The organism is Paenibacillus sp. Y930 (assembly GCF_056786375.1).
The window spans coordinates 170,407-185,245 of record NZ_JBXCIX010000003.1; the positions used below are offsets into that span (position 1 = coordinate 170,407).

Sequence of the window (14,839 nt, forward strand, 5' to 3'; positions counted from 1 at the left end):
TAATACGCTCCTCCTATCCTCTGAGCCTTAATTCCTTAACCATATCAAGCAAGAAATTGAGGAATTGATTGGCCAAACCGAACAGCAATACACAGATAAACCATAAGATGAATACTGCCACTATACTTAGAAATGCGATAAATAATGTTTTAGATAGATCAAAGTTATGCAGCACCTTCACCTTTAAGATGAATAGCCAGATAACCCACGCATAGATGACGAAAGTGAAGAAGTTAATCATCCCGGATTCATCTATTGCAAGTAGTTGAGTTAATAGCGTAACAGGAACGATGAACACAATGTATGGAACAAGTGCAAAAGCACTACCATAGACAATCTCTTTGAACTTCCCTTCTCCATCGAGAATGGCACTTACTGCCCAATGTGCTACGCACCACGTTAACCAAGGAACAACTATCCAGATCGCTTCTTGCAAAATATTGATTTGATAAGCTTCACGTGTCTCATAAGCGAAGCCAAGTGCATAGATAGAAATAATTCTAGCAAGGTAAGCGCAGAAAACGAGAACTACCGCTTGGCGAATGCGAATTATTCCTGGACTTTGGATGTCTTCAAAGAAATCAAATGGTTTGAACATGATTCGATGCATCATCACAAATGGATTCATATCGACTCACCTTCCTTCCCATGACGAGTAACGCTTACTTGCGACTTTTCCTTCACCTTACGAGATATAAGACGAAGTAGTCGTGGAATGAATATTCTTAAAGCAACAAATAAAATAACGATTAAGATTGCAATAATCGTGAAATTCGCTTTAATAAATTCCTTGCGATATTCCTTGAAGGCTAACGAATAATCATGTCTAGCACTTGCCAGCTCGAAATATTCCATTGCTTCTTTGTATCGTTCAGCTTTGTAAAGTGCTTTACCAATCGCTTGATAAGCCATCTCAAAGTTACTGTTCTGACGAATAACTTCCTGCCACATCGTTTCCGCTTCTTCATATCTACCTTCAACATGCAATGTTGAAGCTTGTTGAACAAGCTGGGCGAATGGTGTTTTACGGAACACTTCGACACTATTGCGTCCACGATCGACTATATAAATATCTCCGTTACTGTTTTGAGCAAGATCAGCTGGTGTCGTGAACAAGCCACGTTGTTCACCTATTCCACCAAATGCGAACAAGAAATTTCCCAACTTATCATATTGGAATACTTTACTTGTCTGAAGATCTAGTGCAGTAATAATTCCTGACTTATCAACAGAAATACCGATAAACGAAGGCATAGAAAATGGTCCTGAGCTATAGAAATCTCCATACTGACGCTCGATACCAATATTCAGTGTATCTACCCCAACAGGAGACAAACGCTTCAGTTGATTCACCTGTTCACCAATCGTTGTCGTATACATAAATCCTTCTTCGTCAATATCAAGATTTGAAAATTCTGCTGGACGAAGCGTTACTTGCTTCGCTTGTTGAGACTCTGTTGCTAGTAAGCGAAGGAATACTCTTGACCAACTGAACCCAACATGGTTAGCACCATAAAACCCTTTGAATTGTCCGTTCGGATCCAGTTGAATTAACCCTTGTGTATTACCATCACTAACAACATACATATAGTCACGTTTATCGAGAATAATTTTAGATGGGGAATAAGAGAATGTTGAACCGATAAGTGGACTTACTGGTTTTAAGAACTCCTTCTCAAATTGACCCTCTTTATTAAAAATAACAATACGTCCATTTGCCGTATCAGCAACATAGATTGTACCGTCTTCTTTCACATAGACGCCTTTCGGTTCGCCTAGTTTACCAGGACCTTCCTTGTCACCAATCGTTCGAACATACTGATGTTTGTTATCAAGTTGTACAACGCGATTATGACCAGCATCTGCAATATAGATATCACCATCTGAAGTAATGTGTAATGATTCTGGACGTTCAAATGCTCCAGATTCCAGATCAAGTCCATTAATTGACTCTTCATATACAAAGCCTGCAATAGAACGAATATCGTTACCCTGTGAATTAATCGTATAACTATCATAAGGTGTTGACGCACTGGCAGTCGAAGACAATAAGGACATGGCTAGCATCGTCAGCACTATGATTCGTAAGCTTTTCCAACTTTTCATAGCTGTCCTCCTAAAACTTTTTATTGACTCTCCAAGTTACTTCCTGCAAATAAAAAGTAACATCGGAAGCATAAGCTAAAACTTTTTATTGCCCCCCTGAGTTACTTCCTGCAAATAAAAAGTAACATCGGAAGCATGAACTATTCCTTCAACCCTGAATGCGCCATTGTCTGCAATACCATTCGTTGTGTTGTAATAAAAACAATTAAAGTAGGTATAATCATTAAGAAACTCGCTGCTGCAAACGTACCTACTCGGGCAACAACCCCCGCTCCACCTTGAATAGTTTGAATGGCAAGCGGTAATGATTTCATATTTTCACTTGTCGTATACACCATTGCTGGGTATGGATCGTTCCATGCAGAGATAAAACTGAATAATGCAAATGTTGAAATCGCTGGCTTCAGCATCGGCATAACAATTACCCAGAAGATTTTCAACTCTGAAGCTCCATCCATACGTGCTGCTTCTAATAAAGCATCCGGAATTTGACGAAGGAATTGAACCATTAAGAACATTCCTATTGGAGCTGCCAAGTACGGTAGAATGAGTGCAAAATACGTATTCATTAGTCCTGATTTGCTCATAATCAAATATTGTGGAATTTGCAATACGATTGGAGAGAACATCAAGGAAGCTACAATCATATCAAAGAAAAATTTCTTGCCGACCATATCATGTTTGGCAAGTGGATAAGCGGCAAGTGCCGAAATAATTACACCGCCACCAACAATACCACCAGTAACAATTAAGCTATTGAGAATGAATCGAATAAATGGAACACTAGACGTTCCTGTAACTAACAATAGATCACGGAAGTTAGTTAGCGTTGGATTCATTACAAAAAATCTTGGTGGAAATAAGAATAATTCACTAATTGGCTTCAAAGCCGTCGAAGCCAAATACACTAATGGCAATAACATAATAAGTCCTAATACTGTAAGGAAGCTATAGAGTATTATGCCACCCCAGTCTATTCTTCTGCTCATAGATTGAATGCGAGACACTCATTAATCCCTCCCTAGTATGTTGAAGATAAGTCTATTCAGTCCCATCATTAATAGGAACAGCACAACCGCAATAGCAGATGCGTAACCCATCTCGAACCTAATAAATGCGTAATCGAATAAGTGAGTAAGTATCGTATGCCCTGCATACAATGGGCTCGGTAAACCTACCAACTGTATACTTACGTCAAATACTTGGAGAGAAGCAACAACCTGCATAACCGCACCGAATAATAATTGTGGTTTTACAGATGGTATCGTAATATACCATAATTGTTGCCAACGATTTCGAATGCCATCGATACTGCCTGCTTCATAATAATCTTTCGGTACGTTTTGCAAACCAGCAAGAAAGGCTAGGAAGCCTACCCCCATACTCATCCAAAGCGACACGATAATAATAACGGGTACAATCGACCTTACATCTTGTAGAAACAGAAATGGTTCATCGAAAATCCCTAGATTAATTAACCAGTTATTGAGCAAACCTTTGCGATCCCCAGCGAAGAGGTAAAGCCAAACAACGGACATCGCTGTACCACTCGCAATAGATGGAGCATAGAAGCAAAGCGTATAGAAAAAGCGGTATTTCGTTGGAATCTGACTTATGAGCCAAGCGAGTAGAAACGCCATTACGTAACCAATCGGCCCAGTTATTACTGCAAATTTCAACGTTATCCCTACTGCCTGCATGAAGATATCATCCTCAACAAACAGTAGTTTATAGTTAGAGAAACCGATAAACTTCGGTGATTCTAATATATTGTAGTATGAGAAGCTCAAAGCTACTGAAATAATAATAGGTACAACGATAAACATCGTGAACAATAGTAGAAACGGTGTCATGAACAGTAGTGATACTTTACTACGCTTCACATCTGCCCAGAATAGTTGAAATTTACTCTTCAAGCGGGATTCAGAACGAACAGCGATTGCGCTACTATCTGTTGTTGTCTTTTCAGTTATCATTCTGTTGTTCCTCCTTCGCCAGCTCGATCAAGTCCAAATTCTTCACGTTTCTTAGATAGCTCTTTATCAATTTCTTTCACACCATCTTCAACTGATTCACGAACAATACGTCCATTCAGTACAATTTCATTCCACATATTAGCGATGTAACGTGTTGTGTAGTATCCACCAAGAACAACTTCACGTTCACGGAACCACTCCCACTGTTCAAGAATCGCTTCAATATCTTGCGATTGCCAAGGCAATCGTTGCAATGCCTCGACGTTAGCCGTATTCCAACGTGCTTCAACGCCAAGCAATGCTTCAAGTTCAGAACCAAATCGTTCCTGCGCATCTGCACTCGTCCACCATTTCAAGAACTCCCAAGCTTCTGCTTGACGATCAGAGCTTTTGAAAATAATTCCTGTTTGTGCAAGACCACCTGTAGATCGATTAATTTCACCATTTTCCTGTTCAATACCAGGCATTGGCTTCATTCCCCACCAACCTGTTAACTCTGGAGCGGCTGTAGACAATAAAATATATGTGGAGTAATCTGCTACTCCTATTGGCATTTCACCTGAACGGAAGCGGTTATAGAAATCGGCCTGCTTCTCAATTTTGTAGTTCGTGAACAGACCAGTCCACATCTTCATTGCTTTCAATGCTTCTGGTGAATCTAGTGCAGACTTACTTCCATTCTCAACATAGAAATCTCCACCATGCTGGAACAAGAACGGAGCAAATTCATTAATCGCTTGTTTCGTATCATTAATAGCATGTGGATAGAAGAAATCCATACCATTCTGTTGCAAGATCGGAATAAGTTCCATGACATCTTCCCAAGTTTCTGGCATTTCATCTTCTGAATAACCAAGCTCTGCCATAATATCTTTACGATAGAACAACATAAAGAAGTTTTGATTTTCTGGGACTGCGAAGTTACCGCCATCGTATTTATAAGGAATTAGAGCACCTGGTCTGAAGCGAGCGGCAACTTCCTCATAATCGTCGAAGGACCCAAGATCAACTAATGCATTACGAACTGCAAAATCTATCGGAACTTCTCCCTCAACACCAAGGGCAACGTCAGGTGCCAGTCCAGATGTATTAGCTAACATTAATAGCTGCATTTGGTTGGCAGGAATAACATTCACATTGACCTTAATACCACTTTCAGGTGTGAAATCTTCATCAATCATCTGTTTGATAATATCAGCCCAATCACGACCACGAGCAATCCATACATCTAATACTTCCTCATCCGCATCATAAACTGTACCAACACCGCCATAGTTATTCGTGAATGTAAGTGCTAAGTCGCTAATACTCGTTCCGACACGAACAATAATAGGTGCAGCAGGGCGCGGCCACTCTTGATCTGGTGACTTCACAATAAGATAATCAAGCAATAAGCTTTGTTTACTTAGATTATTCACCCATAGTCCAAGCGCAGATTGCAATTCACGGAATTGTATAAGTCTGGCAGGAATAGAACGCGTATCTTTGGACATATCCACTAATACGCCTCTCGCTTCATATAATGTACTTAGCTCCGAGCTACCTTCTTCTACACCGAATAAAGTTAATAGTGTAATGGCATCCTCAATATTCCAAGCCATTGTTTCTAGTCGTTCAACAATGTTAGGAATATTACGCTCAAGCTTCCAATCTGCATTCGGATCGGGGTTCGTACCTGTTACTCGAATGACTTCGCGAGTGAGTAATGACATCTTCTGAGACGTATCACTTACAAGCTCAAGTACTTCTCCAAGATCGCCGACTTGAACCTCCATACGAATCGTACTCGTTCCTTTTTCTAGATAGAATAAATAATCTTCCTCATTCGATTGACTCAAATTACTAATTTGCCATTCTTGTTTATATGGGAATGCCACCGAATTCATTTCTTTGAACGGTAACTCACCATTAATATAAACTTTACGTTGTACTGGGAATCCGTTCAGGAACCATTGTCCAAAACGTGCTCCTATATTGTATAAACCGCTTTCAGGAACTTCAATTTCCCACTCTGCCCATTGACCACCATCACGCCAGCTCATTCCACCAAAACTATTAAGAACTTTCGCGCTACTATTAAATGGTTCCGTATCAGGCTCACGGTCTTCTATTCGTTTTAAAGTTGGATCTGATCTTAGCGTCGATAATTCGGCTTGAAACTTCAAGTTAATTCCTGTCGTTTCTTTATAGCCATTGTTAGCATTAATGTCCGATACTGTTGCATAGTTAGGCACTGTTTTGGGTGCATAAATATGCAATTGTCCAATGGCACCAGGCTCACGGATTGCTTCAACCCGAATCGTATGTGCACCTTTGCTTAGGAAGAAACGGAAGCCTTCTGCTACCTTTGCTTCAGCATCGATAAAATCACGATACTGCCATCCGAATACCTCTTCACGCTTCGGATTGTACTCATTATCTTGATTGTCGTACCAAGGTTCTCCATATTCTTGCCACATACGTTGGAATTCCACTTGTTTTGCTTGATAGAACGGATATTCTCCATCTACTTGAATACTTCTTACTAACCCGGAACGTTTACCTTCAAGTGCGTAATAATCCATCCCGATCTGATAGAAACCATCAGATGGTATAGAAACTTCATACTCTACCCAACTATTCTCATCTTGCAGGGCAACAACAGCTCCATATTGACCATCCAAATTCTGTTCAATACGATAACCTTCCGTACTAATTGCACTGTATTCATTAGAAGGGATTGTAATATGTATATCAGGTACATCTGAGTATCCTTGACCAACATAGCCATAATAGTATTTATAATAGGATTGCTCTAACAATTGAGATGAGTTCTCATCTTCTAACAATGTTTCTTCATTTATTTCAGTATGGCGCGTTACATCGTTCATAACATTTTGATCGAAACTTCTATTGTTAGCCCACCACAGTGCAACTAACGTCAATACAACGATTATCAATATGGTTCCTGTATATTTCCTCAAAAAACGGACCAAGCTGTGTCCCCCCAATCATAATCACGTATCTTTTCTCTGTTAAATAGCCCGGATCAAGTCGGGGCGACTTGATCCGGATTACATTACTATTCGGCCATTATTTTCCTAGCTCTGTTTTCAACTTCGCAATATCTTCAGCAAGGATAGATTCTGCATCTTCCTTAGCAAGTTGCAATGTTGTACGAGAATCAACATTATTATCTAGTGCGTCAAGAATACGAGGTACCCAGATACCCCATCCAGCTCCATCAAGCGGGTTAAGACGTTTTGTTGGAGTTTGAGCAGCTAGTTGCTCATAGAATTTATAATCTTCTTGTCCACCAAGGAATTCACTAGTATGGCTGGCATACCAATCTTTTTGTGTAATGTCTGTGTAACTAGGTTGAATAGAATGTTTCGTCCAAATTTTCCATGCATTTTCAGAACGCATCGCCCATTGTAGGTATACCCATGCTGCTTCTTTGTTTTCTGATTGCGAAGGAATGACAAAGCTTGAGCCACCGATTGGGAAGTTAATACCGAATGGTAAGTTAGTCGCTCTCCATTTACCAGATAATTCCGGGAAGTTCGTTTCAAGGTCACGTGCACCCCAAGAACCTAGAGCCATACCGATTAATTGACCAGATTGTACTAGTGGTTTACCTTCGTCAGTTCCGTAAGCAAGATGTGGTGCCCAATCCATTTGGTTACCACGTTTTGTATAATCAAGAATATTTACTAGCTTGTCATTATCACGAATCCACTCTAAGTTATCATCGAAATATCCGATTTCATCACCAGCCCAGTGGATAGGACCGTCACGCCATTCGAATAAGTATTTTCCATTTGCAGTTGCCGCTTTTGTAAGGGCAAGGAAGTTTTCTGGATCCTTAATGAATTCACCAAGTTCAGCTGGATCGTCCGGGTAACCAAGCTCTTCCATAATATCAGCACGATAATACCATACTCCAGGAGTTGAATCCCAAGGCATACCTAGTAATTCACTACCATCTGGGCTCATCCAACGCTCCCAGTTGTATGCAGGTACTAGATCTTTATATTGACCAGCGTTATATGGTTCAGCTAGTAGATTTTCTAGTACGCCACCCGTTACATAACGCGTAAAGTTACCAACTTCTACTTCAGCGATATCTGGAGCACCAGTACCACTTGATAAAGCCGTTTGTAAATTATTGTGTAGGTCCTCAAAAGGTACAAATACAGGAGTTACTTGAATATTGGGATATTCAGCCATAAATGCTGCTGCTACTTCTTCGAAAATATTTTCGTTAAATACCCACATGGTTACTTCACCAGTTACATCTTTACCGAAATCTTCTACTACAGGAGCGGTCTCACTATCTTCGGGGGGAGTAGCACTGTCATTCGTATTACCTTCATTGTTTGTTACAGGAGCAGTATTGCCATTGTTGCTGCCACCACTGCCACCAGAACAAGCTGACAATACTAGTATTATTGCAAGTAGTACAAACATCATTTTGCTGAATTTTGCAAATTTCATTTTTTTACCTCCTATAAAGTTCTTTTTTTGGAGAAACTGTTGATGTGTGACCCCTGATGTTAGCTGATTAACATTAACATTAACGATGATTGGCATTTCGCAATTTTTTCTGCTTTTTTTCTTTTGTAAAGGCATTCAATTTACAGCATAACTGCAATCGCTTACACCTATTACAAAGAAAGAACTTTCGCCGATTTCAAGACAGGAAAGGAAGCGTTATCAAAGCGTAAAAGTCTATCGTTCATGTCTATGTTAATAGATTACTTATTTATTAACGATTAGTCAATACATAAACGATAACTTTTTATATTTTTTTATTAGAAACTTTGCACAAGCCAAACCTGCCAATCTTCACCGTTAATTTTTTCAAATGATAGATTCTCATACTGGTTCGGATCAGCTGATATAGCTGTCGGCAGCATACTAGTCTCCACATTGCGTAATAGATAACTTCCTTCTTCTGAATACAGGAAATTCCAGCGTTGTGCAGGTGTACGTAGTAATTCTAGTTGAACAATACCGTCTGTAGAAGCCGTCATATAGTGACCACTTATTGTGTTGCGAATATAGTAACTACCGTCCTCCGCATACTCCACCGTCCAGCTCTGAGCAGCCGTTTGGGTCTCAACATATTGACGATATCCTTCGCCTAACTTCTTAGAGCCGTTATTAGGCTGTAGCATATTCCCCGTCTGTCGATTGCGGAATGACAACTCCTCACCCTCTGGTAGTGCCGTTAACAGTCGAATATAGGCAATTTCAGCTGATCCGTTAACATAAAGCTTAATCTCTTCATTCGTTTCTAGATCAATTTCCACTGATGTATATTCCCACTTATTAACATCGTTATGTAATATATTAAATATTGTACTAGAATTTCTCGTTTCTAGCTTTAATAGTTGTGTATCATTTGCATTCTTGTAAGCAATAGCTACTGTATAACGACCAGCTTCAACTGGTAGCTCATAGGAATACTCCGTATTCTCGGAAAGTACTGCTATATTGTCAAGTAATGACGTACGACTAAGTGACATCCCTTGTAACAATTGACCATTACTAACAGACAAGTCTACATAGGCCAGTTCCATATAATCAAGCTGTACTTGCTTTTGACTAAATGGTAATACAACGCTATTGACTCCCCCTTGTAACGAGAGAACGATGCTTACTTTTCTTAGTTCATTCGATTTTACTAGATCGATAGCATAATTTTGACCATTAACTATCAATTTTTGCTTCGTTGCATTTCCATTATTGGTGTAGGCAACCGTTAATGTGTAAATTCCCGTAGTAGGTGCTATGACTTCATCAATCGTTACTGCTTGTCCACGTTTTTGCCACTGCACGGTCTGGCCATTAGAAGCTTGTTCATTGGTCATTATTGCTTTAGTTGATCCTTCCCAGTAATGTTCAAGTTCAAATCTAGCTTCACCATAAGGAGATGGCATCGTATACCCTCTTGATACAGGCTCCCCTAACTCTGGTTGACCTTGTTCATCATATTGATAAGGTTGAATTCTTACATTTCTAGCTTTGTCACATCCATATTCTTTGCCAGCTCCATCTACGCCATGATAGACATGAATAAGTTCTGAGCTATCAGGTGACTGAACAAATGATCCATGCCCTGGTCCATAAGCATTGGCGTCAGCATTTGACACGAAGATAGGCTCTAGGGACTTCTCCCAGGAAGCAGGGTCCATTAGATCACTATCGACATTCGCGCTTAGCGCACCCATATTATAATTCGCATCACAGAAACTCGCCGAGTACGTAATAAATATACGATCGCCATACTTAATCACTTGTGGCCCTTCCGTCACACGAGCACCATTAATAATCTCCCAGTCATATTCTGGTTCAGTAAGCATAATTCTGCTCTCTGCAATCTTCCATGGATTTTCAAGTGGTGCCATATACAAAGAATTACCTTTCGCTCCCGCTCCTGACCACATCATATACCAAGTTCCTTGATGCTCGAACAAGGAGGCATCGATTTGAAACACTTCATAGCCGGTACGGATTTGGCCTTTCAGCTCCCACTCCCCTTCAAGTGGGTTAGCTGAACTATTCTCCAATACATACATCCGATGGTCAAATTCACTTCCTTCTCTAGCAGCTGAGAAATAGATATACCATTTCCCATCTATGTTATACATTTCTGGCGCCCATATGTTTTTACTCATAATGCCAGTTTCATTCTTTTCCCAAACTACCTTCGGTTCAGCATACGCCAAGCTCGTAATAGTTGAAGCACGACGCACTTCCAATCGATCATACTCTGGAACAGAAGCAATCATATAATAGTAGCCATCACTATGCTCATATATCCAAGGATCCGCTCGTTCTAATACGATCGGATTACTATAGTAAAGTGAGTTTGGATTACTCGTTGAATAGGAGTAATCCGTTTTCTGTGTTGCTGCGCTACATCCTGCTAGTATTGTTATAAGTAGTAGTATGATAAGAATACGACGACTAGCGCGCATTATGTCAGCTCCAATATTAGTACTTGCACAGAATGTGCTGGTACTTCTAATATTGCTTGACCGTCCTGCATAACTAATCTTTGCTCTAATGGAGTAATGAGTTCAGCTGCCTTCTTATTCACATTCGGTGTGTGAAGTAGACTAGTATCTCCAGTCAATTGAATACAACGATATTCTTCTTTCAGTGCAGCTTCTCCAAAACCTATTTGCAGAGGCTTCGACGTAGCGTCGGCATTAACTAGTTTCATATAGATAGCTTTTTCATCACGCGTAATAGAATAGAAAATCTCATTATTATAAGCTTCCAGCTTGTAACGCAATGTAGCAATTTCTGGACTTACTTGATGATCCCACTCATTAGATGAAAACGAATGTGTACAACTTAATTCTTTACCGTTGCTACCACCGTAATTGACATTAATATGATAAGTATGACCTTCTTGCATTTGCTCATCGTACGCCGCACGCATATTACCAACCATTGAACTAGAAGAGAAGTCTCCAAGTGTATAGGCTTCGATCCCCTGCTTGTATACTTTCAAGCCAGTAGAGCGATTATGCTCTCCGATCACATATTCGTGCACATTTACAGTGGACGTATTAGCAGCCGTTAACCCGACCCCTACATATATTCCATCATGTCCATTTACTTTTTCAGCGATAACTTCAACACGATAATTGCTCCAAGTTGGTTCATCTAAGAAGATCCCTGTTCGCCCGTTCCCAGATGCCTCTAATAGCAAGCCTTCTCCCTCTAGCCATTGTCCTTGCTTATGAGCTGATAACCATTGCCACTTGTCATCTAAAGGTTGAGTGAAATTCTGTTCGAACAATATATGGTTACTTTCATTGCAGATTACAGTGACATACTTCAATAGCAATGTTGCCCCAACTGTCGATAACTGAATGCCACCTTGCGGTGCGAGTTGCATAGATTTACCATTGCGATACGTATAATATTGACTAGACAAAACTTGCGTTCCAAGGTAACTTGCAAACAATTTCTGTACATAATAGTTCGGCGTGAACCAAATACTTTCATCATCAAACCAAATACAATCTGGGGTCCAGCGATACGTTCCATCCGTTAACACTTTGTTAAATAGCGGTGCATAAGCTGCAAGGCGCACAACATCAGCATTATTCTCGAATCCTGTCATTACCGCTGCTTCAGCAATTGCACCTGCTAATGTGTTCTTATCATTAGATGCGTATTCTCCCACGAATACTTTGGACGTCCTCACTTCATCTGGCTGCCCATTGGCATCAACCGCACGATAATAATAATTGTAGCGATCTGCATTGCGCAGCAAGTAATCATTAGAACGATAATAATGTTCATCCACAATCGTATCCATATAATGATCCTGTTGCTCATACCATGTAATCTGCTCTTCCGTACTGCTACAACCGTCAGTAAATGCGATAAGCTCCGATCCTTCATAAGCGCCACTTAAAAACTTCCAGCCTTGTTGATACGCGTCATCATCTGCTTGTGCACCTACAGTAGAAATGATCGTCAGTGGATGGGACGGATAGTTGTCTGCCATATATTGATCAATCGCTATTTTAAATTTTTCAAAGTTAGCGAAGAATTCAGTTCCCCAGTTTTCATTGCCGACACCTAGATAGCGAAGATCAAACGGTGCTGGATGACCCATATCCTTACGCATTTGCGCCCATTCATTATGTTCAAAGTCCTCATTGATGGCAAAATCAATAAGATCGGTAAAGTTTTTAATATAATAATCTCTTAAAGCTCCCCCGGCCGGATTAGCATAATCTGAACGAGCCTGACAAAGTACGCCGCATGCCATAACCGGTAGCGGAGTTGCATTCAAGTCTTCGGCTAACTGGAAATATTCCATATAACCTAATCCTAAAGTCATCATATAGCCCCATACATTGAAGTTCTCTTTACGAGTTTCAACATCACCGATAGAATGCTTCCAATCATAGACGTTATCCCACACATGAGACCCTTCTGAAATACATCCGCCAGGGAATCGCAAGAAGCTCGGCTTCATATTTTGCAACGCTACGACCATATCTTTACGAAGACGATAGTTAGAGTTACCTCTATAATTGAATTGAGCAGTAGATGAACCCGATTCACTTGTAGCACCCCACACATTTTGCGGAAATAAGGAAATCATATCAATAGAAACAGTATGATTGAATTGTAGTGATAGTTGACCGAGTGTTGTTTTGTTAACTGCAAGCTCAAAATGAGGCGATACGCCGTATTTATGCCATTGACCGTCTCCAGCTATTGAAATTATTAATAGATCACTAATTGGTTGAGCTACATCATCTAATAGTTGTACCTTTATAGAACCAGCCGCTTCTGCTTTAGCCCATATGTTGAAGTTATAGCTTTCTCCGCTTATGAATGACATCGCACAGTGATGATTGCTATCATTAAACCCACGATTGAACAAGGTTGCTTCCGGCGCTACAGTTATGTATGTGTTATTCACATCTATATCTGTAATGTTGAAATACTCATTCAGTCCACCGCTTTGCTCAACTGTTACGAGCTCAAGATCACCATACCAGCCTTCAAGCGGTGTACGCTTTCTACCTGTAGAGTGAGCATTCTCCCCACATACATGAGAGAAGCTATCGAACGTAAACGATTCAAATGAGCGATTGCGAATAAGTTCTGCGTATATCCCACCATCAGCTGCATTATTAATATCTTCATAGAAAAGCCCATACATAACTGGACTTACATCAACACCTTTACTCACAGTATCTACAATAATTTCATACGGAATGGTAGAGGTTGGCAATACTGATAGTTCGAATGTTTTCTCAATCGATGATTGTCCACGAATCAACTTCGCCGTTAACGTTACACCATATGCTTCGGATAAATGAGCATTCACTTCGCCGCTATGCTCTAGTACGGCTGGATTCGAAGATGTCCAATCAATACGTACTTGCCCATTAAGGATAGATGTGGGTAGCTCTATTGATTGTGTTATGATCACGCTATTCAATGCCAAATTTTGCTCGGAAGCAATATCGACAAGCTGTTGATCACTTAATGATTCACACATCATATCTACGATTTCCGCATGCAACAATACGCAGCTATATACACGAAAATCTGCAAATGCACCATGAAAATTATGATCGGCATCAAATTGAGAATGTCCAATATAGTTATGACTGTAGCTATCGGAATGATCAAAGGAAGCGATCCATTCTCTATATTTCAAATACGTTCCACTAGCTGTTTGACTTATTGAACCGTCAGCAACCATTTCACCATTCACATAAAGGATAGGGCCAGCACTGCTTGCCGTAGCACCTTCTGTTCCAGATATCGTCATCGCAATATGAATCCACTCACCAGTCGGCAATGATTTATTCGGATCTATCGCAATATCTTGACCAGCAAAGCAAACACCACGCAAATTACGCGTTAAGAACAAATATGGACCTTGTGCTCCTGCCCCAAAATCGAATAATCTTTCCCATACGCTTTGCCCTGGCAATAGATATATCCAGCTCGTTACTGTCAAGCCTGTGTAGTCATTAACAGTTGATAACATTGTAGATGGTAGCTGTAAATAGCTATTACCATGTTTTCCACCAGTGAGCATTACAGCCTCTCTACCTTCAATGGTCACATGTTGAGGTAATACACTTTCACTGTAAGCGATTGCATGATTGTTATATATTGAACTGTCATAACCCATTCCTTGAGATTTTTCACATTTGTATTGAACAAGTAACTTTTCATTATTAATAATTTCACTGTTAATAAAGTTGCTCATTATA

At 40.2% G+C, this 14,839-nt stretch carries 8 protein-coding genes; all 8 read right to left on the reverse strand.

Going from position 1 to position 14,839, the window contains the following annotated elements:
- Positions 1-13: 13 nt before the first annotated feature.
- The 8 genes from AC1TO5_RS09840 to AC1TO5_RS09875 all read right to left on the reverse strand — a co-directional run bounded on the left by AC1TO5_RS09840 (position 14) and on the right by AC1TO5_RS09875 (position 14,835).
- Positions 14-628, reverse strand: a complete 615-nt coding sequence (locus tag AC1TO5_RS09840) for a YIP1 family protein (protein WP_482062634.1) — start codon at positions 626-628, stop codon at positions 14-16.
- Positions 625-2,106 carry a hypothetical protein gene (locus AC1TO5_RS09845; protein ID WP_482062635.1) on the reverse strand — a complete coding sequence of 494 codons (1,482 nt, stop codon included), beginning with the start codon at positions 2,104-2,106 and terminating at the stop codon, positions 625-627. The genes AC1TO5_RS09840 and AC1TO5_RS09845 overlap by 4 nt, the downstream gene beginning before the upstream one ends.
- A gap of 140 nt (positions 2,107-2,246) precedes the next feature.
- Complete coding sequence (locus tag AC1TO5_RS09850) at positions 2,247-3,113, reverse strand: carbohydrate ABC transporter permease (RefSeq protein WP_482062636.1); 867 nt, start codon at positions 3,111-3,113, stop codon at positions 2,247-2,249.
- A 3-nt stretch (positions 3,114-3,116) separates the two neighbouring features.
- The gene (locus AC1TO5_RS09855; protein WP_482062637.1) at positions 3,117-4,082 is read right to left on the reverse strand and encodes a carbohydrate ABC transporter permease; all 966 of its coding nucleotides are present in this window, start codon (positions 4,080-4,082) and stop codon (positions 3,117-3,119) included.
- Positions 4,079-7,057 (reverse strand): extracellular solute-binding protein, encoded by a 2,979-nt coding sequence (locus AC1TO5_RS09860; protein WP_482062638.1) that lies wholly within the window; start codon positions 7,055-7,057, stop codon positions 4,079-4,081. The genes AC1TO5_RS09855 and AC1TO5_RS09860 overlap by 4 nt, the downstream gene beginning before the upstream one ends.
- Positions 7,058-7,154: 97 nt before the next feature.
- Positions 7,155-8,558, reverse strand: coding sequence for an ABC transporter substrate-binding protein (locus tag AC1TO5_RS09865; protein ID WP_482062639.1), 1,404 nt, complete (start codon positions 8,556-8,558; stop codon positions 7,155-7,157).
- Between the two features lie 317 nt (positions 8,559-8,875).
- Entirely contained in the window at positions 8,876-11,047 is a 2,172-nt protein-coding gene (locus tag AC1TO5_RS09870; RefSeq protein WP_482062640.1) for a family 43 glycosylhydrolase, read from the reverse strand.
- Complete coding sequence (locus tag AC1TO5_RS09875; protein ID WP_482062641.1) at positions 11,047-14,835, reverse strand: alpha-L-arabinofuranosidase C-terminal domain-containing protein; 3,789 nt, start codon at positions 14,833-14,835, stop codon at positions 11,047-11,049. Before AC1TO5_RS09875 ends, AC1TO5_RS09870 begins: the two co-directional genes overlap by 1 nt.
- Positions 14,836-14,839: the final 4 nt, after the last annotated feature.